Annotated in this window: 21 protein-coding genes; 5 read left to right on the top strand and 16 right to left on the bottom strand. The window is 63.4% G+C overall.

Annotated elements, in window-relative coordinates; genetic code table 11:
* Positions 1-11: 11 nt before the first annotated feature.
* Genes holA through leuS form a run of 3 tightly spaced genes read right to left on the bottom strand, consistent with a single transcriptional unit; the run spans position 12 to position 4,187 of the window.
* Entirely contained in the window at positions 12-1,034 is a 1,023-nt protein-coding gene (holA, locus tag MF606_RS20845; RefSeq protein ID WP_240231240.1) for a DNA polymerase III subunit delta, read from the bottom strand.
* Positions 1,031-1,543, bottom strand: a complete 513-nt coding sequence (locus MF606_RS20840) for a hypothetical protein (protein WP_240231239.1) — start codon at positions 1,541-1,543, stop codon at positions 1,031-1,033. Before MF606_RS20840 ends, holA begins: the two co-directional genes overlap by 4 nt.
* Positions 1,530-4,187, bottom strand: a complete 2,658-nt coding sequence (gene leuS, locus MF606_RS20835) for a leucine--tRNA ligase (RefSeq protein WP_240231238.1) — start codon at positions 4,185-4,187, stop codon at positions 1,530-1,532. Before leuS ends, MF606_RS20840 begins: the two co-directional genes overlap by 14 nt.
* Before the next feature lie 130 nt (positions 4,188-4,317).
* On the opposite strand from leuS, the gene MF606_RS20830 reads away from it, so the two are divergent.
* From MF606_RS20830 to MF606_RS20815, 4 genes are all read left to right on the top strand, one after another.
* Positions 4,318-4,995, top strand: coding sequence for a YggS family pyridoxal phosphate-dependent enzyme (locus tag MF606_RS20830; protein WP_240231237.1), 678 nt, complete (start codon positions 4,318-4,320; stop codon positions 4,993-4,995).
* 163 nt (positions 4,996-5,158) lie between these two features.
* Positions 5,159-5,842, top strand: coding sequence for a response regulator transcription factor (locus MF606_RS20825; RefSeq protein WP_240231236.1), 684 nt, complete (start codon positions 5,159-5,161; stop codon positions 5,840-5,842).
* Between the two features lie 181 nt (positions 5,843-6,023).
* Positions 6,024-6,482, top strand: a complete 459-nt coding sequence (locus tag MF606_RS20820; RefSeq protein ID WP_240231235.1) for a Crp/Fnr family transcriptional regulator — start codon at positions 6,024-6,026, stop codon at positions 6,480-6,482.
* Positions 6,483-6,515: 33 nt separating this feature from the next.
* The gene (locus MF606_RS20815; RefSeq protein ID WP_240231234.1) at positions 6,516-7,193 is read left to right on the top strand and encodes a DUF930 domain-containing protein; all 678 of its coding nucleotides are present in this window, start codon (positions 6,516-6,518) and stop codon (positions 7,191-7,193) included.
* Here MF606_RS20815 and MF606_RS20810 read toward each other — a convergent pair.
* The 5 genes from MF606_RS20810 to rimM all read right to left on the bottom strand — a co-directional run bounded on the left by MF606_RS20810 (position 7,190) and on the right by rimM (position 10,908).
* Positions 7,190-8,002 (bottom strand): exodeoxyribonuclease III, encoded by an 813-nt coding sequence (locus MF606_RS20810; RefSeq protein ID WP_240231233.1) that lies wholly within the window; start codon positions 8,000-8,002, stop codon positions 7,190-7,192. The two genes, MF606_RS20815 and MF606_RS20810, sit on opposite strands and share 4 nt — an antisense overlap.
* Positions 8,003-8,070: 68 nt before the next feature.
* A complete protein-coding gene (locus MF606_RS20805) occupies positions 8,071-8,658 on the bottom strand; it encodes a hypothetical protein (RefSeq protein ID WP_240231232.1) in 588 nt (195 codons plus the stop codon).
* A 97-nt stretch (positions 8,659-8,755) separates the two neighbouring features.
* Positions 8,756-9,319, bottom strand: coding sequence for a 50S ribosomal protein L19 (gene rplS / locus MF606_RS20800; protein ID WP_240231231.1), 564 nt, complete (start codon positions 9,317-9,319; stop codon positions 8,756-8,758).
* 366 nt (positions 9,320-9,685) lie between these two features.
* Positions 9,686-10,375 (bottom strand): tRNA (guanosine(37)-N1)-methyltransferase TrmD, encoded by a 690-nt coding sequence (trmD, locus tag MF606_RS20795; protein ID WP_240231230.1) that lies wholly within the window; start codon positions 10,373-10,375, stop codon positions 9,686-9,688.
* Complete coding sequence (rimM, locus tag MF606_RS20790) at positions 10,372-10,908, bottom strand: ribosome maturation factor RimM (protein ID WP_240231229.1); 537 nt, start codon at positions 10,906-10,908, stop codon at positions 10,372-10,374. The genes trmD and rimM overlap by 4 nt, the downstream gene beginning before the upstream one ends.
* 117 nt (positions 10,909-11,025) lie before the next feature.
* Between rimM and MF606_RS20785 the strand changes: the two genes are divergently transcribed.
* The gene (locus tag MF606_RS20785; protein WP_240231228.1) at positions 11,026-11,325 is read left to right on the top strand and encodes a hypothetical protein; all 300 of its coding nucleotides are present in this window, start codon (positions 11,026-11,028) and stop codon (positions 11,323-11,325) included.
* Positions 11,326-11,373: 48 nt separating this feature from the next.
* On the opposite strand, the gene MF606_RS20780 is transcribed toward MF606_RS20785, so the two are convergent.
* The 8 genes from MF606_RS20780 to MF606_RS20745 form a co-directional block, all read right to left on the bottom strand.
* Complete coding sequence (locus MF606_RS20780) at positions 11,374-11,676, bottom strand: hypothetical protein (protein WP_240231227.1); 303 nt, start codon at positions 11,674-11,676, stop codon at positions 11,374-11,376.
* A gap of 176 nt (positions 11,677-11,852) precedes the next feature.
* A complete protein-coding gene (locus tag MF606_RS20775) occupies positions 11,853-12,281 on the bottom strand; it encodes a metallopeptidase family protein (RefSeq protein ID WP_240231226.1) in 429 nt (142 codons plus the stop codon).
* Positions 12,272-13,678 (bottom strand): 3-isopropylmalate dehydratase large subunit, encoded by a 1,407-nt coding sequence (gene leuC / locus MF606_RS20770; protein ID WP_240231225.1) that lies wholly within the window; start codon positions 13,676-13,678, stop codon positions 12,272-12,274. Before leuC ends, MF606_RS20775 begins: the two co-directional genes overlap by 10 nt.
* 96 nt (positions 13,679-13,774) lie before the next feature.
* Positions 13,775-14,818 carry an oligosaccharide flippase family protein gene (locus MF606_RS20765; protein ID WP_240231224.1) on the bottom strand — a complete coding sequence of 348 codons (1,044 nt, stop codon included), beginning with the start codon at positions 14,816-14,818 and terminating at the stop codon, positions 13,775-13,777.
* Between the two features lie 69 nt (positions 14,819-14,887).
* Positions 14,888-15,136, bottom strand: a complete 249-nt coding sequence (locus MF606_RS20760) for a hypothetical protein (RefSeq protein ID WP_240231223.1) — start codon at positions 15,134-15,136, stop codon at positions 14,888-14,890.
* Positions 15,137-15,252: 116 nt separating this feature from the next.
* Complete coding sequence (gene purH, locus MF606_RS20755) at positions 15,253-16,839, bottom strand: bifunctional phosphoribosylaminoimidazolecarboxamide formyltransferase/IMP cyclohydrolase (protein WP_240231222.1); 1,587 nt, start codon at positions 16,837-16,839, stop codon at positions 15,253-15,255.
* Between the two features lie 131 nt (positions 16,840-16,970).
* Positions 16,971-18,569 (bottom strand): heparinase II/III family protein, encoded by a 1,599-nt coding sequence (locus tag MF606_RS20750; protein WP_240231221.1) that lies wholly within the window; start codon positions 18,567-18,569, stop codon positions 16,971-16,973.
* A 113-nt stretch (positions 18,570-18,682) separates the two neighbouring features.
* A complete protein-coding gene (locus tag MF606_RS20745; RefSeq protein ID WP_240231220.1) occupies positions 18,683-19,984 on the bottom strand; it encodes an RsmB/NOP family class I SAM-dependent RNA methyltransferase in 1,302 nt (433 codons plus the stop codon).
* Between the last annotated feature and the right edge of the window lie 7 nt (positions 19,985-19,991).

The following is a 19,991-nucleotide window of genomic DNA, read 5'->3' as shown; positions in this document are numbered from 1 at the left end:
CGGGCCGGCTGTTAGTGCGCCGCCGCCATCATGCAGATGGCCAATAGCGTGCGACGCAGGCCGGCTTCGGCCAACGCGGGGCGGCGTCGGCTGTCGGCTGTTGCCTGGTAGATTCGCTCCGAAGCCGTCGCCAGAGCGCTATCCGACCATAAGCGCAATTGCTGTTCCAAGGCCGAGGCGCGCGAAAAGTGTGGCTTGGGCCGCAGATTGTCGAGCACCATGCGCGGGCTTTTGCCAGTATCGACCTCGGTGCGCCAGCGTCGCAGATTGGCGAAGTGGATCGTGCACATGGCCAGGAGGCGCTGCGGATCAACCGCCGACGACAGCGCGCGGTTGAGCGCCATTTCGAGCTTTTCGGCGTGACCGCTGCCGGTGGCATCCAATATGGCATCGATGACCAGCATGCCGTTATCGGCACACAGCAACAGCACGTCCTCGCGAGTCAGCGTCTTGCTGTTGGCCGCGTAGAGGCTGAGCTTTTCGAGCTCGCGGCGCGTGATCTCGCGGTCATTGCCCAGGATTTCGCGCAGGGTGGTGACAACGTCGGCATCGACCCGGATACCGTTCTGATTGAAGGTCTCGCGAATCAGCGCCTGCAGCGTCTCGTCGCTATCGGGATAGCAGGGCAGGGCCCGGCCGAGCTTGGCGGCTTCTACCAGCGCCCGTAAGGCGTCCTTGGGGGCAAGATTGCCGGCCTCGAGGATGATCGCAGCGCCGCCGGGGTCGTCGCGTAGCTCAGTAAGGGTCATGACCAGCGATTTGCTGGCGCCGCGTACGCGCACGATGCGCTTGCCGCCGAAGAGCGACATGGTCTTGGCTTCGACCGCCAGTATGGACGGGTCGGCGTCCACATCGGCGCCTTCCAGGCTCACCACGCTGGCCGATTCGGGGTCGTCGCCACTGAGCTGGCGCACCAGGCGTTGCGCCGTTTCACGCACCAGGCCCGCATCGGGACCATAGGCGAGGAAAATGCCTTCGCTCAGGTCGGGCCGGGCCAGAAAGCGGGCCACTTCATGGGCCTTGAGCGCGGTCATCCGCGGCTGAGCGCAGCCAGAACTGCCAAGCGCAGAGACTCGGCGGCCACCTTGGCCGCCCGTTCGCTAGCCTCGGCGGCGGCGGTGTTGTCCGCCAGAACCTGGCCGCTGCGGGTATAGTTGGCGGTGGCCTTGCGGGTGAAGGTCATGGGCGGCGTCGTGCTGCCATCGCGGCGGGCGATGGTGAGCGTTGCGGTTACCGTGACTTCCATGGGCTTGCTGGGATTGGCGGTCGCCGCCATGGTCATATCGGCAGCGCTGGAGCCCACGGACACGGTGGCCAGCGGCGCGGTCTCAGCCTCCGAGGAGGGGCCGAAGCGCAGCGCCAGCTCCTGGTAGACCACCTGTTCCAGCCGGCTATTGGGCTTGCCATAGGCAAGGTTGAGATCGGGCTGGCTGGCCAGCGCGCCGCTATAGACCGGCGTGAAGCTGCAGGCGCCCAGCACCGGGCCAAGGCCCAGCGCGAGGCCGATGACAGCAGTCCGGCGGAGGGTCTTAGACCACGACATTGACGATCCTGTCCGGGACGATGACGATCTTCTTGGGTGCCTTGCCGTCGAGAATGCGGACAATCTCGTCCAAAGACAAGACGAGCTTTTCGACTTCCGCCGCAGGCATGCCCTTGGCGACCGTAATCTCGCCGCGCCGCTTGCCGTTGACCTGAATTGGCAGGGTGACGCTGTCATCGACCAGCAGAGCCGGATCGACTTCGGGCCATAGGGCATCGGCGACGAGCCCGGGCTTGCCAAGGGCCTCCCAGCAGGTTTCGGCCAAGTGGGGCATCATTGGCGCCACGAGTTGGATCAGGTACTCCACGCCCTGCTGCAAGGCGCTGAGGCGGCCTGCAGGGCCAGCCGAGACGAGCCCGGCCGAACGAACCAGGGCATTGGTCAGTTCGTAAATCTGGGCAACGGCGCGGTTGAAGCGCAGGCCTTCAATGTCGGCGCCGACATTGTGGACGGCGCGATGCACAATCTTGCGCAAAGCCAAGCCTTCATCGTCGTCGGAAACGTGAACGATGTCCAACGACTGTTTCGTCAACTCGATCGTTTCGCTGACCAGGCGCCAGATGCGCTGCTGGAAGCGGCTGGCGCCTTCAACGCCGGCCTCGGTCCATTGCACATCGCGTTCCGGCGGCGAGTCCGACAGCATGAACCAGCGCGCCGTGTCGGCACCGTAGGTGGCGACGATTTCGTCGGGATCGACCACGTTCTTCTTGGATTTGCTCATCTTTTCGACTGAACCGATCGAAATCGGCTGGCCGGTCGAGGCCTGAAAATAGCGCTTCATGCCAACGACTTCTCTGACGTCGTCGGCAGCGATCGCCGTGCCGTCCTCGGTGACGACGCGCAGTTCGGACGGGTCGACCCAGTCGCCATCGGCGTTCTTGTAGGTCTCGTGGGTCACCATGCCCTGGGTGAACAGGCCCTTGAACGGCTCATCCAGCCCGATATGGCCGGTGGCCTTCATGGCGCGGGTGAAGAAGCGCGAATAGAGCAGGTGCAGAATCGCGTGCTCGACGCCGCCGATATACTGATCGACCGGCAGCCAGCGATTGACGACATCGGGAATAGTCGGCGTTTCCGCCTGTGGCGCGGTGAATCGGGCGAAATACCACGACGAATCGACGAAGGTGTCCATGGTGTCGGTTTCACGGCGCGCCGCTGCTCCGCATTGCGGGCAGTTGACGTGCTTCCACGTCGGATGGTGATCCAAGGCGTTGCCGGGACGATCAAAGGTCACGTCTGTGGGCAGCACCACTGGCAGGTCCTTCTTGGGTACCGGAATGGTGCCGCAGACCTCGCAATGGATGATCGGGATCGGCGCGCCCCAATAACGCTGGCGCGACAGGCCCCAGTCGCGCAGGCGATAATTGACCTCAACCTCACCTTGCGGGTGGCCGTCAATCTGGCGGGCGGCAAAGTGAGCGGTCGCCGCCTTTTTGGCGTCTTCGATGCTCAAGCCGTCGAGGAAACCGGAGTTGAAGATGGTCCCAGCATCGGTATAGGCGATGTCAGCCACGGAAAATGCCGAGGCGTCGCCGCCCTGTGGCAGCACCACCGGCAAGACCGGCAGGTCGTATTTGCGGGCAAAGTCCAGGTCGCGCTGGTCATGCGCCGGGCAGCCAAAAATGGCGCCGCTGCCATAGTCCATCAGCACGAAATTGGCGACGTAGACGGGCAGCACCGCACCTTCGACGGCCGGATGCTTCACGCTGAGTGCAGTGCGATAGCCGCGCTTCTCGGCGGTTTCGATCGCCTCGGTGGCGGTGCCCATGCGGCGGCATTCGGCAACGAATTCAGCCAGTTCGGGGTTGTTCGCGGCCAGTTCGGCGGTCAGCGGGTGATCGGGCGACAGGGCGACAAACGATGCGCCGAAAATCGTATCGGGACGGGTGGTGAACACCTCGATGCTGCGGGCGGCGGTGGCATTGCCTGGCACCAGTTCGAAGCGCAGGCGCAGGCCTTCGGACTTGCCGATCCAGTTGCGCTGCATGGTGCGCACTTTCTCGGGCCACTCGGTCAGCCCGTCCAGGGCTTCCAGCAGTTCCTCGGCAAAATCGGAAATCTTGAAGAACCACTGCGTCAGCTCGCGCTGCTCGACCACAGCGCCCGAGCGCCAGCCCTTGCCGTCAATGACCTGCTCGTTGGCCAGTACGGTCATATCCACCGGATCCCAGTTGACCTTGGACTTCTTGCGGGTAATCAGCCCGGCGGCCAGCATGTCGATGAACATCGATTGCTGATGCTGGTAATATTCGGGCTCGCAGGTGGCAATCTCGCGCGTCCAGTCGATGGCCAGGCCCATGGATTTGAGCTGGGCCTTCATCGAGGTGATGTTCTGGCGCGTCCAGACGCCGGGATTGAGCCCGCGCTCGATCGCGGCGTTCTCGGCGGGCAGGCCGAAGGCGTCCCAGCCCATGGGGTGCAGAACATTCTTACCCTTGGCGCGATGATAGCGCGCCACCACGTCGCCCATGGCGTAGTTGCGCACGTGGCCCATATGGATGCGGCCCGATGGGTAGGGGAACATCTCGAGGACGTAATAGGGTTCGCGCGGATCGTCATTGGAGCTGACAAAGCTCTGGGCGTCGGCCCAGACCTGCTGCCATTTGGGTTCCATTTCGCGCGGATTGTAGCGTTCGCCGCTCACTTATGTCGTCCTTGGGTGATTTGCCGGAAGCGGCGCCAAACTGGTCGCATCGCTTGCGTTTATGGGGGATTTTGGCTACCGGACCATCACCAGAAATCACCTCCAAGGTCAACAGGAACAGGGCGAAAGCATGGACGCAGATGCCGCGAGCCAACTTGCCGCCATCAAGGGGCGCATCCAGAAGGCCCAGGAGCGGTTCGGACCGCCGGCGCCTGATGTGACGCTGGTCGCCGTTTCCAAGACCTTCGCCGCCGATGCCGTCGAGCCGTTTCTCGCGGCCGGTCAGCGCATCTTCGGCGAGAACCGGGTGCAGGAAGCCAAGGACAAGTGGCCGGCCTTGCGCGAGCGCTACCCGGATGTGCAATTGCACCTGATCGGTCCGCTGCAAACCAACAAGGTGCGCGAGGCGGTGGCGCTGTTCGACGTCATCCAGACCGTCGATCGCGAGAAACTCGCCAGCATGCTGGCAGCAGAAATGCAGAAATCGGGCCGCAAGCTGCCATGCTTCGTCCAGGTCAATATTGGCGGCGAAGACCAGAAGGCGGGCATCGCCACGGACGAGGCCGTTGCCTTCGTGGCGCGTTGCCGCGACGTGCATGGGCTCGATATCGTCGGGCTGATGTGTATTCCGCCCGACGGCCAGCCGGCTGGTCCTTATTTTGCTCATCTGGCTACCCTGGCGCGCGACGCGGGCGTCACTGGCCTGTCCATGGGCATGAGCGGCGATTTCGAGACCGGCATTGCCATGGGCGCCACCCATGTTCGGGTCGGCTCGGCCCTGTTTGGCACGCGCCCGCCGATCGTCTAGGCCGCCGCGGCCGCCATGCCAGGCGCGGTACCGCTTTTACTGCAACTTGTTGCCGCTCTTCTTCGTTGCTCCTGCCTGTAACGCCCTTGTGATTAGCAGGCCAAAAACCGGTCGCAATACTGTGACCCATGGGCGGGCTGAGGTAAAAAGACCGGAGAAAACAATGAACAAGCGACGCATCCTGCTGGTGGACGATGATGCGGATCTGCGCAAGACCCTGGTCGAACAACTTGAGACGCATGAAGAATTCGAAATCCTGCAGGCCGGAACGGCCAATGATGCGCTCAAGGCAACTCGCCAGAACAATATTGACCTGATGATCCTGGATGTCGGCCTGCCCGATATGGATGGTCGCGAGGCGGTCAAGATTTTGCGCACCGAGGGCTACAAGAGCCCGATCCTGATGCTTACCGGGCACGACACGGATGCCGACCAGATCCGGGGGCTCGACTCGGGGGCCAATGACTACCTGACCAAACCCTTCCGCTTTCCGGTGCTGCTGGCGCGTATCAACGCCGCCCTGCGCCAGCATGATCAGAGCGAGGACGTGGTTTTTACCATCGGTCAATACAGCTTCCAGCCATCGGCCAAGCTCCTTGAGGCCAATGACGGCGGCAAGGTTCGCCTGACCGACAAGGAAACTTCCATCCTGAAGTATCTCTATCGCCAGGGCCCCAAGACTATCACCCGCGATGTGCTGCTCAAGGAAGTGTGGGGCTACAATAACCGCGTCACCACCCACACGCTCGAGACCCATATCTATCGCTTGCGCCAGAAGATCGAGCGGGATCCGTCCAATGCCCGCCTGCTCGTGACAGAAGATGGCGGCTATCGCCTCGTCCCCTAAAAGCGGTGGATGGCGGGACCGCTCGGTTCCGCCACAGCAAAATCCGGTACAAAGCGACGCAAAATGCCCTATAGGATGATGCGGCTCCGCTCCCGCGGGGCCGATCGTGTTTGTCGCAAGCCGCGTTGAAGGCCGCCATCGGACCTTTAGGGCTTGCCGTGGCGCATCCGGATTGGGGCTTATGATCAGGGACGATGCGGCCGAGGCGCTGGCGCAGGCCGAATTCTTCGATATCTGCGATGACGAGCAGCGGCGCATGCTGGCCTTTGCCGGCGACCAGCAGCATTTCGACTCCGACGCGGTGCTCTACAAGGCTGGCGACGTGCCCGCCGGCGCGTTCGTGCTGATGTCGGGCACCCTCAGGGCCAAGCCGGAGGGGCCGGGAGCCGGCAAGCCCTATGCGATTTCCGAGCCGGGCAGCGTGGTGTCTGCCATGGCGCTGATTCTGGCAAAGCCGCGACCGGTGACCATCACTGCTGTCACCGATTGCGAGACTCTGTTCGTGCCGCGGCATGCCTTCATGAAGCTGGTGCAGCAATCGCCCGAGCTGGCGCAGCGCGCCGTGGCGCGGATCGAGCGCGATCTGGGCAATTATCTTGGCGCACTTGAGCCGGCGCGGCGCAAGATGAAGGGCGACTAAGCCGGGGCCCGCAAAGAGCCTTAAACGCCGCGAATGGTTCTGCGCGCGATGGACCAGCCAGAGATCATCACAAGTTCAGTCCGTTGGACATTGCCGCTGTCGCTGGCCGTGCATGGCTTTGTCTTATTCATCCTGGTTTGGGGTGCCATGCCACGCCAGTTGCAGGCGCCCGTATTGCGCGCCATTACCGTCGACCTGGTCAGTCCTAAACAGCTCGCTGCCATGGTTGCCCCGACGCCTGAGCCTGAGGAGCCGCCAGTCCCGGCCCAGGTGACACCCATTGCGCCGCCGGTAATGCCACCGCCATTGGACGAGATGGTGCGCGCGACGGATTTCTTTGCCGCGGACATCCTCGCCGATCCTGATAATGCCGAGGTGCGGGACAATTTTCCAATGCTCGCCGGCAGCGAGCAGGTGGTGCAATTGTGCAATATGGAGGCGTTGGAGCAGCTTCGCCTGGCTGACGCGAACCTCGTTCCAGACGCCCTGGTCGGCTACGCCTTCGACGACCTTTCGGTCAGCGGCCATACCCTTACGGCCGAGGGCGGCGCCTTTCGCAGCCAGGGCCGCTGGTTTCACTTGCGCTATCGCTGCACCGTCTCGCCCGATGTGAGGGCGGTGGCGGCATTCGAATATGCCATTGGCGATCCCGTGCCCGAGAGCCAATGGGAGGAGCATTTTCTCAACAGCGATGACGACTGGCTCGACTAGACCCCGGCAAAGCGCGCGATGACCGGCACGTGGTCGCTGGGCTGCTTGGCGTAGCCGCGGAATGACTTGACGATCTCGGTGCCAATGCAGTGCTCGGCCACATCAGCGGTGGACCAGATATGGTCGAGGCGGCGGCCCTTGTTGGCGTTTTCCCAATCGGCGCTGCGATAGCTCCACCACGAATAGAGCTTCTGGTCATGCGGCACATGCTTGCGCACCAGGTCGGTCCAGCCATGACCGCCATTGAGGATGGCGTTGAGCGCTTCGGTCTCGACCGGGGTGTGGCTGACCACCTTGAGCAATTGCTTGTGGCTCCAGACGTCGTTCTCGTGCGGAGCAATGTTGAAATCGCCCGCAATGAGGTGGCCGCGCTGGAATGCCGGTTCGTTGAACCAGCTCGTCAACTCGCTGAGGAAACCCAGCTTGTGCTTGAATTTGGGGTTGATCTCGGGATCGGCCTCGTCGCCGCCGGCCGGAATATAGAAATTGTGCACGGTCAGCGGGCCGCGACCAAAATCCAGCAGGGCGGAGACGTGGCGCGATTCGGGAATCTCGCAGAAGACGCGGCTCGAAATGTCGGTCAGCGGGAACTTCGAGACGATGGCGACGCCGTGATAGCCCTTCTGCCCATGTACCGCCTGGTGCGGATAGCCGGCCTCGATGAAGGCATTGGTGGGGAACTGGTCGTTGGTGCATTTGATTTCCTGCAGCATCAGCACGTCGGGCTGATACTGGGCGATGAAATCAAGGACCATGGGCAAGCGCAGCCGAACCGAATTGATGTTCCAGGTGACGATCGAGACGGACATGATGGAGACTCAGCAAGGGTAGGCGGGGCTTCTTATCGCGGAGCGCGTTGGTATGGTAAAGCCGGATTCTACCGTGGCTCTGCCTTCCAGGCCTCTAGCTCGGCAAGCGTCGCGCCGGCGCGGGACAGCACGAACTGGTAGATGTCCCAGCTGCCGGCAATGATGCCGTAATAATCCGGACGTGCCCGCGCCTCGGTCTTGAGCCGCAGGATGAGATCGCGATCGGCATTGGCCAGTTGGGCGATGAGTTCGGCGTCGCGGGCTTGGCGTCTGGCATAGTCGTCGGGCTCCCAGCCCCAGATGTCGGATTTCCACGCCGTGCCATCGGCCTCGACGAACTGGATGCCCCAATAGAGCCCCGCGCCGAGCGGATGAGGATCGACATAATCGTCCCACATCTGCGCCTTGTGCAGCCGCAATCCGGCTTGTTCCAGCCCAGCATTGAGTGCAGGCAGCATGGCGGCCCATTCGATGCGGTAGCTGGCCGGTACCGGCATGTGGATGTCGATATCAGGCCAGACCATCAAGTCATAGCGAGCGCTGCCGGTCAGCGCGTGCTCGCCGAAACGCGCCGTGAAGAGGTTTGGCCAGCCGGTGGCGTCGAGAATGGCCTGGGCCTTGTGGCGCAGCAGTACGGACGTTTCACGTGAATCCATGGGAGTATCCTCCTTCCTCGGTCGACGAAAAAGCCCGGCTCCTTGCGGGGCCGGGCTCTGATATTTGATCAGGCAAGGGCGGGTATGAAACCCGGTCTTACTCTGCCTTGGGCTCTTCGCTGGCGGCAGCTTCTGCAGCAGCGGCGGCTTCGGCTGCCTTGGCAGCGGCTGCGGCCTCAGCGTCCTTGGCGGCCTGCTCGGCGGCAAAAGCCTCGGCAGCGGCGACCTTCTCGGCTTCGCGTGCTTCACGGGCAGCCTGGGCGGCAGTGCGCTCGGTAGCCTCGATCTTCTTGGTGCGCGAGTTGGTCGATTCGAAAATACGAGCCGACTTACCGCGACGGTCGCGCAGGTAGTACAGCTTGGCGCGACGGACCTTACCGCGCTTGAGGACTTCGACCGAAGCCACGTTGGGGGAATAGAGCGGGAACACGCGTTCCACGCCTTCGCCATACGAAATCTTGCGAACGGTGAAGGAGGCGGTGATGCCGCCGCCATTGAGGGCGATCACGACGCCTTCATAGGCCTGGAGGCGCTCTTTTTCGCCTTCGCGGATCTTGACCCACACCTTGATGGTATCGCCGTGGGTAAAGTCGGGAAGTTCGCGCTTGGCGGCGAGGGCCGCAACCTGCTCGGCTTCAAGCTGTTCGATAATATTGGTCATGTCGATTCCGTTCTGAATCTTTTCATAGGAGCGTTTGCGGGCCTTTCGGCTCGTTCGCCCGGTCTTGGTTGGTAACGGAGGTGGTCGTCTTTTTATTGGTGCGCGGCGGGTCCGATTAGCCCGGCCACGCGGATAGTGGCGCGGCTATAGGGGAAAAACGCCCAAGAGTCTAGGCTTTGAGTATCAGCAAACTATCAAAGACGTCATTCCGGTCACTACAGTGCTTGCGGCCTACCCCCACCCTTGATCCTTCCCCCACAAGGGGGAGGGAGACGACTGCACCACCGGAGCCTAAGCCTGCGCCTCCCTCCCCTTGATGGGGAGGGACCGAGGGTGGGGTGGGGCAACGCGCGCCGCGCTTTGTTATCAGCTCCGCTGCTTCAGCAAATCCGGCCGCCGCGCCGCGGTGAGGGCCCGGCTCTGTTCGGAACGCCATCTGGCGATCTTGCCATGGTCGCCCGAGGTCAGCACCTGGGGAATGTCGAGGCCTTCAAAGTTCTGGGGTCTTGTGTATTGCGGATATTCCAACAGGCCGTTCTCGAAGCTCTCGTCGGCATGGCTTTCGGCACCACCCAGTACGCCAGGAATGAGCCGCACGACGGCTTCCAGCAGCACCATGGCGGCGACTTCGCCGCCGGCCAGCACATAGTCGCCGATCGAGATTTCCTCGAGCCCCCTGTTGTCGATGACGCGCTGGTCGATGCCCTCGAAGCGCCCGCAGACGATGACCGCGCCGGGACCCAGCGCCAGGTCGCGCGCCCGCTTCTGCGTCAACGGGGCGCCGCGCGGCGACATCAGGATGCGGGGGCGGGTGTCGCCTTGCGGGGAAACCGCATCGATCGCTTTGGCCAGGATATCGGGCTTGAGCACCATGCCGGCGCCGCCGCCCGATGGGGTGTCATCGACGGTGCGGTGGCGATCGGTGGCGAAGTCGCGCAGATGCGTCGCCTCGAGCGACCACAGGCCATCGGCCATGCCGCGTCCGAGCACCGAGGCGCCCAGGGGGCCGGGAAACAGCTCGGGAAACAGGGTGATGATCGCAGCGGAAAAACTCAATCGGGCTCTTCCTCGCCTTCGGGGGCATCGAGCGGCACGACGATGGTGAGGTAGCCCTCGGCGATATTGATGGTGGGCACTACCGCCTTGGTGAAGGGGTAGAGGAAGGTGTCGCCGGTGCGCGGGTCGCGCACTTCGATCAGGTCGCCGGCGCCGAAATTGGGCAGGGCCGAGACCTGGCCGATGACCACGCCCGATTCAAGCCGTGCATCGAGGCCGAGCAGGTCGGCGTGGTAGAAGTCGTCCTCGTCATCGGGCGCGGGCAACTTCGAGCGATCGACAAAAAGGTTCACGCCATTGAGCTTTTCGGCGGCCGTACGGTCGCTGACGCCCTTGATGTGAGCGATGACAACATTCTTTTGCAGGCGGGCTTTGGTGATGGTCACGGTCAGGCCGGGCCGGTCGGTTTCGAGCGGACCATAGGTGGCGATCGCTTCCGGATCCTGGGTATGGGCGGCGATGCGGACCGCGCCCTTGATGCCATGGGCGGCCCCGATCTGGCCCATCAGAATGCGGTTGGTCTTGGTGGTCATGCTTGCTCCGGCGTGTCAGCCGGTCTTAGCAGGCAGTGGCCGGCTTGGGAATTCCAAGCGAACGGAACCAAGCGCCTCGCGCACGCTTATCCGAGCAGCCAATGTAAGGAGCAGACCATGGCCAAGACCCTCACTAATCGCGATGAAATCCGCCAATGGGCGGAGGCACGCGGCGGCAATCCCATGCTGATGGATACGCCCGACGGCACCGGCATTCGCACCCTGCTGCAACTGACCTTCGGCCAGCACGCCATCAACACCGATGGCAATGAGGGCCCCGATCGCATCGGCGGCTTTCATCTGGTCAGCTGGGAAGAATGGTTCGCGGCTCTCGAGGAGGGCAATCTGGCAGTCAGAGTGTCGGATGACCTGGCCGGAGGCAACGAGGCGGAGTTCGAGTTCGTCGAGCGGGGCTAGGCCCCGCGGGCGGTTTCCGTCGGGTTGCCCCCGGCAGGGGGCGGACGCTCACTGTGCCGGAGCCGGCAGCGAGTTCAGGCCACCTTCGTAGAGCCGCATGGTCGCTTCGATATCCTCGATATGCATGGTCAGGCCCTGTTCCACGGCCTCGGCCTGCCGACGCAGCAGGTCGCGACGCGAGATCAGGTCGAAACGCTCGCTTTCCAGTTCCTTGACGGCCAGGTCGATCCGGTCGCGATGCGCCGCGAGGCGCTGCACCATTGGAGCGGCTTGCTTGGCCGCATCCTGCATCACGGCCTCCATCTGCTCGATTTCGGGTTGTACAATCTTCAGCGCGGTCTTTGAGCGCATGGTCATTTCTTACCTCACACCAACTGATCAAGAGCTGCTCCAAACCGATCACCTTCGGCGAGGATCTGAGCATTGATGTGAATTAGTAGACGGTTAAGTAGATTTCCAAAGATTTACCCGAAATTTACCTTAACGGCGTGGCCGTCTACCAAGCCAACTTGAGTATCAACTGGGGTTTACTGCTCGTCTGCAGCAGCTTCGATGGCGTCCATGTCTTCGTCGGAAAAGCCGAAATGGTGGCCCAGTTCGTGGATCAGCACGTGGGTCACGACTTCGCCCAGCGTGTTGTCGTCATTCTCGGCCCAGTAGTCGAGAATGGCTCGGCGATAAAGAAAGACAGTATTGGGCAGTTGACCGGTCTGCGGCACAGCGCCGTCCTCGGTCATACCGACGCCGGAGAACAGGCCCATGAGCTCGAACGGGCTCTCCATGCCGAAGCCTTCGAGGACGTCGTCTTCGGCGAATTCGGCAACGGAACAGGTGACGTCCGATGCCAGCGAGCGGAACGGTTCGGGCAGCTCCTTGAGAGCCTGACTGGCCAGAGCCTCGAGGTCGTCGAGGGTGGGCGCGAACCGCGCCCCCCAGTCGGAATGGCTTACTGCCACTCGCGGATATCGACGAAATGGCCGGCAATGGCGGCGGCAGCGGCCATGGCAGGCGACACGAGGTGGGTGCGACCCTTGAAGCCCTGACGACCCTCGAAATTGCGATTGCTGGTCGAAGCGCAGCGCTCTTGCGGCTTGAGCTTGTCGGGGTTCATGGCCAGGCACATGGAACAGCCCGGTTCGCGCCATTCGAAGCCGGCATCGAGGAAGATGGTGTGCAGGCCTTCAGCCTCGGCCTGATCCTTGACCAGGCCCGAGCCGGGCACGACCATGGCGCTGACCGTGGAAGCGACTTTGCGACCGCCGATCACCGCGGCAGCAGCGCGGAGGTCTTCGATGCGGCCATTGGTGCATGAGCCGATGAAGACGCGGTCGATGCCGATCTCGGTGATCGGGGTGCCGGGCTTGAGGCCCATATAGTCCAGCGCCCGCCACTTGGAGGCGCGCTTGTTTTCGTCGGCGATATCGTCTGGATTGGGGACAGCGCCGGTGACGGTGATGACGTCCTCGGGCGAGGAGCCCCAGGAGACGATCGGCGGCAGCTTGGCGGCGTCGAGCACAACGACCTTGTCGAAATGGGCGCCTTCGTCGGAATAGAGTGTCTTCCAGTAATCGAGCGCCATGTCCCAGGCCTTGCCCTTGGGGGCACGGTTGCGGCCGTTGACGTAGTTGAACGTCGTCTCGTCGGGGGCGATCAGGCCGGCGCGGGCGCCGCCCTCGATGGTCATGTTGCAGACCGTCATGCGGCCTTCCATGCTGAGCGAGCGGATGGCTTCGCCGGCAAATTCGATGACGTGGCCATTGCCGCCGGCGGTGCCGATCTCGCCGATAATGGCGAGGATGATGTCCTTGGCGGTGACATGGGGCGGCAGCTTGCCATCGACCCGCACCAGCATGTTCTTGGCCTTTTGCTGGATCAGTGTCTGGGTCGCGAGAACGTGTTCCACTTCCGAGGTGCCGATACCATGCGCCAGCGCGCCAAAGGCGCCATGGGTGGAGGTGTGGCTATCGCCACAGACAATGGTCATGCCGGGCAGGGTAAAGCCCTGCTCGGGGCCGACGATGTGGACGATGCCCTGGCGCTTGTCGAAGGGGTCGAAATATTCGATGCCGAAATCCTTGGTGTTCTCGGCGAGAGCCGCGATCTGGATCGCGCTTTCCGGATCAGGATTGGGCAGTGAACGGTCGGTGGTGGGCACGTTATGGTCAACCACGGCCAGCGTGCGTTCGGGGTGGCGCACCTTGCGGTTGTTCATGCGCAGGCCTTCGAAAGCCTGGGGGCTCGTAACTTCGTGGACCAGGTGCCTGTCGATATAGAGCAGGCTCGTACCGTCTTCGTTGTTCTGGACCAGATGGTCGTCCCAGATCTTGTCGTAGAGCGTGCGGGCCTTGGTCATGACGATGTTCCAGCAGGGAAGTTTGGAGTGGTTCTAAGCCCGGAAGGGGGAGGGGTCAAGCACAACCGTACTCGGCGGTACGGTTGTAGTGGGCGGCTATTGCGAGCTCTGGAGCTGCCGGCCCATGCCGCGTAGGCGCAGGACACCGAATATGGTGGGATCCACCCCCACCTTTGCGATGCACCAGAAGGCCATGAAGACCTGTGACACGAGCCGGGCGATCATGTTCACCGCGGCGACGCCCACCAGGCCATAGGTCGGCAGGACGAGCGCCTGTATCACAAGGCTTACCAGGGTCACGGCGCCCAGCGAGTAGGCGAAGACGCGTTCCTGGCCAGTGGTGGTCATCAGGGTGAGGGTAGGGCCGGTCGCGGCGTCCACCAGCAGACCGGCTGACAGCAGCACCAGGACCAGATGGGCATCGCCGTAGACGGGGCCAAACAGGGAGAGGATGGGCTCCCCAAACAGGACAAAAAGTCCGAAGGTGCAGACAGCGAAGGCGAAGCCGGCCCATGCGCCGGCAGCGGTCACCAGTTGGGTCTGGAAACGGTCGCCCGCATAGTAATGCCGGGTAATGACCGGCGCCATCACCAGCACGATAGCGTAGCTGATCAGCGTCATCAGTCCGGCGGTGCGCATGGCGTTGAAGTAAAGGGCCGAGCTCTCAAGGCCGGCCATCAGACCGACCAAGACCACATCGGCGTTCAGGGCAGCCGATTCGATCAGGGCGCCCAGCAACAGCCACGCGCCGATGCTGCCCCGCTCGCGCAAGTATTGGGCCGTGCCGCCCCAGCCGGCCCGCAGTTCATAACCCTGCTGGTGCGCCACCCAATACTGCAGGACCAGCGAGCCGACCAGCAGTGCGGAGTAGAGGGCCAGCGCATCCGCGCCACTCAGGATGACGCCAGCAGCGAACAGCGCAACGGTAGCGGCCGGCATGGCCAGCCGCCACAGGATGTCGCGCGGCAGCAGCGCCGTCCACAGCGAGCCCTGGGCTCGCAGGGCCGACGAATTGTATTCGGCCAGTGCCATCGGCAAAATAAGAAACGCGGCACCATAGAAATGGGTTGTCGTATCGGACAGGGTCACGGTGCCTGTCACCGCGAAGACGCCGACGCAGAGGACAATAGAGATGGCCACTGCAGCAAGCGCGATTAGCGTGGTTCCCGATCGTACGGCCTGCGTGGCCTCCTGCGCCGCAGCCTTCGGTCAACCCAATGCGATCCTGCGCTTCTGGTCCGAGTCGCAGGCCGCAGGCAAACCGACAGCAAGCACGGTCGCCAAAGCCAGACCAAAGGCAAAATGGCCGTACTCGACCTGCGTCATGGTTCGAGCCAGCACAACGAAGGTCAGGTAGGTCAGACCGGCTGTCGCCACCTTGATGCCGAGCGAGCCGACAGCGCGCCATGCGCCTTTCCGGAGCAGGGTCGACAGGTCGGAGGAAATGGAAACTCGCATTGAGCCGTCCCGAGGCTGCAGAGACTGCCCGCAACCCATCCAATCTGTCATTGACCGGTCAAAAAGATATTAACCTTCCGATCCGGGCCCTTATCAACTTTTTGTAAGCGGCGAAGCTAGTGCCGGAAATGGCGCATGCCGGTCATTACCATGGCGATGCCGGCGGCGTCGGCGGCGGCGATAACTTCGTCGTCGCGCATCGAGCCGCCCGGCTGGATGACGGCGGTGGCGCCGGCCGCGACCAGAGCCTCAAGGCCATCGGCAAAGGGGAAAAAGGCGTCGGAGGCAACAACCGACCCCTGGGCCAGGGCACCCTCGATGCCCGCCGCCTTTGCCGCGTCGATCGACTTGCGATGACCGGTCAGCGCGGAATCCACCCGGCTCATCTGGCCCGCACCAATGCCGACCGTGGCGCCGTCCTTGACGTAGACGATGGCGTTGGATTTGACGTGCTTGGCTACCTTGGCGGCGAGGCGCAGGTCGGCCATTTCCTTGTCCGATGGGGCCTTCTTGGTCACCACCTTGAGATCGCAGTCGTCGACATTTCTGTTATCGCGCGACTGGACCAGCAGGCCACCCGCCACTGACTTGACCACGAGGCCATCGGCCTTGGGGTCAGCAATGCCGCCGGTCAGCAACAGGCGCAGGTTCTTCTTGGCCGCAATGATGTCCTGGGCTTCCTGGGTTGCCGACGGCGCCACGATCACCTCGGTGAAGACCTTGACGATCTCGGTGGCGGTGGTGGCGTCGATCTCGCGATTGGTGGCAACGATGCCGCCAAAGGCCGAGACGGGGTCGGTGCGCAGGGCGTTCTGGTAGGCCGTCAGCAGGTTGTCGGCCACGGCAACGCCGCAGGGATTGGCGTGCTTGATGATGGCAACGGCGGCGACCTGCGCCGGGTCGAACTCGGAGACCAGCTCGAAGGCGGCGTCAGTGTCGTTGATATTGTTGTAGCTCAGCGTCTTACCCTGCACCTGCTGCGCAGTGGCGACGCCGGCGCGGCTTTCGCCATTTGCATAGAAGCCGGCCCATTGATGGGGGTTTTCGCCATAGCGCATAACCTCGCGCAGGGTGCCGGCAAAGCTGCGATAGGGAATTTCGGGGTAGTCGATCGCCTTGGCGAACCACGTGGAGATAGCGCTGTCATAGGCGGCGGTGCGGGCATAGGCCTTGGCGGCCAGCCTCTGGCGCAGCTCGAATGGCACGCCGCCAGTGGTGCTGATGGCGTCGAGGATGGCGGGATAGTCGGCGGGGTCGACGACCACGGTGACATAGGCGTGGTTCTTGGCCGCCGACCGCACCATGGCCGGGCCGCCAATGTCGATATTCTCGATGATGTCGTCATAGCTGGCGCCCGATGCGACGGTCTTCTCGAACGGGTAGAGGTTGACTGCGACCAGGTCGATGGCGCCGATCTGATGTTCGTCCATGGAGGCGGCGTGGGATGGGTTGTCCCGTACCGAAAGAAGTCCGCCATGCACCTTGGGATGCAGCGTCTTGACGCGGCCATCCATCATTTCGGGGAAGCCGGTGAGGTCGGAAATCTCGCGGACCGGGAGACCGGCATCCCTGATCAGCTTGTGCGTACCGCCCGTCGAAACCAGCTCGACACCGGCCGCGCTGAGCCCCCTGGCGAAGTCGGCCATGCCAGACTTGTCGAATACCGAAAGCAGCGCCCGCCCGACCTTGACCGTCTTGCCCATGAGGATGTGTCGCCCTGTGATGTGGTTTGCGCGCTCGCTAGCACGAAGTGAGCGGGGGGCCAACTGGGTATCACAGTTTAGAGCACGGAACCTGCTAGCGCCTGTGGAGGGGCAGATGGAGGAGCGCTGCGCTAGTTCTGTTCGAGCGTAAAGATCCAGGCGATCTCGGCATTGGCTGCGACCTCGGTTTCCAGCACCAGTTGCCGCGTCTTGTGCAGACCGACATAGGCCGATTGGCGGACGCTTTCCTCCTCGTGGAACTCGGCGCCTTCCCAGAGGAAGCTCCAGACCGCGCCATTGGGCAGGACCAGCCGCACGATGCCCTCGCCGCGATTGCGCCGCACCATCACGCCAGGCGCCAGGTGGAAGCGCACCGAAAGGTGGCCGGACGGGGTCCCATGGCCGATCAGGCGGTCCTGCCCGACCAGGGTCGTGCCGCCCGACAGCAGGGTGATCCGCCGCTCGATATCGACGCCGAAGCGCTTGGCATAGCCTGACGTGGTGAGGCTGAGCAGGTGATCGGCGGTGTCGAGCGTCATGATCGGGCTGGTGACACCGGGCGCATTTTCCGCGTCGATGGTCGGGGCCGAATGGGCCACACCCTGGCGAAACAGCGCCTTGCTCTCAGGCAGGTCGGAGGGCGCGGGGCCACAGGAGCCCAGGATCAGTTCGCTGCCATGGGAGAATTCGAAGGCCAGCGCGCTGGCATGGCTGTCGCCATCGAGACCGGCAGGCGGCAGCAGGCCGGAATCGGCGACCACCACCGCATCGCCGTCACGCAGGATGCCATAGCCGCCCAGGAGCATGGAGCGCCGGCGGCGGCTGGGTCCGTTGGACTGGATGGCGATCAAGACGTCATGGGGCAGGTGCCCGGCGCCATTGAAATAGACCGGTTCGCCGCTGGAAAGCGTGAGGGCGTCGAGGCTTTCATGCATACGGTCGATCTGGGCGCCCAGCTCGTTGGCGGCCTCGGATTTGATCGAGCCGGCAACGCGACGGACGCTGACGAGTTCGACGAGCAGTTGCAACTGCATTTTGGGGCTGCGCGAGCGATGGAGGCCATCGGCATCCAATTGCTGGGCCAGCAAGGCGTTGAGCTTCTCCACCCGCGCTGGAATGTCGGTCTGGTCGCCTTGTTCGCAATATTCGGCGCCGAGCAGGGCAATGGCGGCGAACAGGGCTTCGCTGGGATCGCTGGACAATGGTCCGCGCACCTTGAGGCTCTGGATTTGGGCGCCGAGCACACGCTGGATGGTCTTGGCCTGCTCGGGTGTGGCGCTATCGAGCAGCAAGGGCAAATGGCGCAGCCAGTTGAGCACGCGCTGGGCGGTGACCGCTGGGGCCCAGGTATCGCGTTCGAATTGGCCCTCGCGGCCGATCCAGTCAAGCACCAGGGTACGAGCAAAGCGGCGCTCGCCATTGTCGCGCACGTCGCGGAAATGGCGCAGCCAGGAGAAGCTGTGGAGGTTGAGCCACCAATCAAGATGGTAGACATCGAGGCCGAACGGCGAGGTGCCGCCGGTTTCGACCAGTTTGCTGGCCAGCAAGTAGCGGCCAGCCATCATGTCGCGCACGGCTTCGCGGTCGGCCGGGCGGAACTCGGGCAATTCACCGGCAAAGGCGTCGTCGGCCAGCCCGCGCCAGGTCCAGCGCAGGATGGGCAGTGTCACCATGGTATCGGCAAAACCATAGGCAAGGCGGCGCAGCGCGTGGCCGGGACGCGTCACCATCGGGCCGCTTCCGCTCGCCATGCGGCCAAAGCCGGCGTGGTTTCATCTCTGCCCGTCAACGACCCAATTCCTCGTTTGGCACCCTTCCCCATGGCGCCCAATCGACATTGCTCTTAGCGGCGACGGAACCGCGCCACAAAAAATCCGTCCATGCCCCCATCGCGTCCGCCCGGCGCCAGGCCCGGATGGGTGCGTACCAGGCCGGTCGCCGAAACGGCCGACTCAAGGCCCGCAAGCTCGTCCTTGTCCACCGGCCAGAGCTCCAGACCCGGCAACGAATCAAGGGCCCAAGCGACCTGATCCTCGCCCTCGGCGGGCTCGAGCGAACAGACGCAATAGATCAGGACTCCGCCCGTATCAAGGCAACGGAAGGCATTGGTGAGCAGGGCCCGCTGCAGACGCACACGTCCGGCGACATCGTTGACCGAGCGGTGCCAGATCACTTCGGGGTGGCGGCGGAAGGTGCCGGTAGCCGAGCAGGGCGCATCGAGCAGCACGCCCTGATAGGGCGAATTGGGCGCGAACGTACCGGCATCGCCGACGATGATCTCGGCGGTGTAGTCGAGGCGTGCGAGGTTTTCCTTGAGCCGCTCCATGCGCTTGGCGTCGCTGTCGAGCGCCGTCACCAGATGGCCGGCCTTGATCAGTTGCGCGGTCTTGCCACCGGGGGCGGCGCAGAGGTCGAGCACGCGGGCGCCAGCCGGCAGACCCAGCAGTCGCGCCGGAATGGCTGATGCGGCGTCCTGCACCCACCAGCGGCCCTCGGCATAGCCGGGCAGGGCTTCCACGGGCCGGTCGCGCTGGTCGATGCGCACGGTGTCGGCAATGACCCGCTCGGCGCCCAGAGAATCGATCAGGTCCTGATCATCATCCTTAAGCGTCAGGTCGAGTGGCGCGCCTGATAGCAGGGCGTCGGAGAAAGCATCGATGGCGTCCTCGCCATAGGCTTCGAGCCAGGTGTCGCCAAAGGTGTCGGGAATCAGCAGGTCATCGCTCAGCATGCTGAACTTGGCCGAATTGGCCTGCGCATTGCGCAGCACCGCATTCATCAGGCCGCTGAGATGGCGGGCCTTGGGGTCGCGCTTGGTGGCTTCGACGGCGAGGAACAGGGCGCTGTGGGCGCCAAGATCGGGCAAAAATACCAGTTGCGCCAGCGACAGCCGCAGCACGGCTTCGAACGTGCCGGACTTGCCGGGCATGCCCTTGTCGAGCAAAGCGTGGATAATGAAATTGAGCTGGCCCTGACGGCGCAAGGCAGTGGTGATCAGCCGATTGGCCAGGGCGCGATCCCGCCCATCGGCCAGGTCGCTGGCGGTCAGGGGCGAGAAGTTATCGCCCGCCAGTACGGATTTCAGCCGCTGTGCAGCAACGAGGCGAAGCTTGAGCCCCGCCGGATCAGGTTTGTTATGCGCCACGCTTTTA

Source organism: Devosia lacusdianchii (assembly GCF_022429625.1).
GTDB lineage: Bacteria > Pseudomonadota > Alphaproteobacteria > Rhizobiales > Devosiaceae > Devosia > Devosia lacusdianchii.
Note: the sequence above shows the minus strand (reverse complement) of the source record. Positions and strands in the feature narration are given on the sequence as shown.

Bases quoted from the DNA above. Each gene is read 5' to 3' on its own strand.
- MF606_RS20760 (WP_240231223.1), bottom strand. From the start codon at position 15,136: ATGCGAGTTTCCATTTCCTCCGACCTGTCGACCCTGCTCCGGAAAGGC.
- MF606_RS20815 (WP_240231234.1), top strand. From the start codon at position 6,516: ATGGTTCTGCGCGCGATGGACCAGCCAGAGATCATCACAAGTTCAGTC.
- MF606_RS20785 (WP_240231228.1), top strand. From the start codon at position 11,026: ATGGCCAAGACCCTCACTAATCGCGATGAAATCCGCCAATGGGCGGAG.
- holA (WP_240231240.1), bottom strand. From the start codon at position 1,034: ATGACCGCGCTCAAGGCCCATGAAGTGGCCCGCTTTCTGGCCCGGCCC.
- MF606_RS20810 (WP_240231233.1), bottom strand. From the start codon at position 8,002: ATGTCCGTCTCGATCGTCACCTGGAACATCAATTCGGTTCGGCTGCGC.
- MF606_RS20840 (WP_240231239.1), bottom strand. From the start codon at position 1,543: ATGTCGTGGTCTAAGACCCTCCGCCGGACTGCTGTCATCGGCCTCGCG.
- purH (WP_240231222.1), bottom strand. From the start codon at position 16,839: ATGGGCAAGACGGTCAAGGTCGGGCGGGCGCTGCTTTCGGTATTCGAC.
- rplS (WP_240231231.1), bottom strand. From the start codon at position 9,319: ATGACCAATATTATCGAACAGCTTGAAGCCGAGCAGGTTGCGGCCCTC.
- MF606_RS20830 (WP_240231237.1), top strand. From the start codon at position 4,318: ATGGACGCAGATGCCGCGAGCCAACTTGCCGCCATCAAGGGGCGCATC.
- MF606_RS20805 (WP_240231232.1), bottom strand. From the start codon at position 8,658: ATGGATTCACGTGAAACGTCCGTACTGCTGCGCCACAAGGCCCAGGCC.
- rimM (WP_240231229.1), bottom strand. From the start codon at position 10,908: ATGACCACCAAGACCAACCGCATTCTGATGGGCCAGATCGGGGCCGCC.
- MF606_RS20780 (WP_240231227.1), bottom strand. From the start codon at position 11,676: ATGCGCTCAAAGACCGCGCTGAAGATTGTACAACCCGAAATCGAGCAG.
- MF606_RS20820 (WP_240231235.1), top strand. From the start codon at position 6,024: ATGATCAGGGACGATGCGGCCGAGGCGCTGGCGCAGGCCGAATTCTTC.
- leuC (WP_240231225.1), bottom strand. From the start codon at position 13,678: ATGACCAAGGCCCGCACGCTCTACGACAAGATCTGGGACGACCATCTG.
- MF606_RS20750 (WP_240231221.1), bottom strand. From the start codon at position 18,569: ATGGTGACGCGTCCCGGCCACGCGCTGCGCCGCCTTGCCTATGGTTTT.
- MF606_RS20825 (WP_240231236.1), top strand. From the start codon at position 5,159: ATGAACAAGCGACGCATCCTGCTGGTGGACGATGATGCGGATCTGCGC.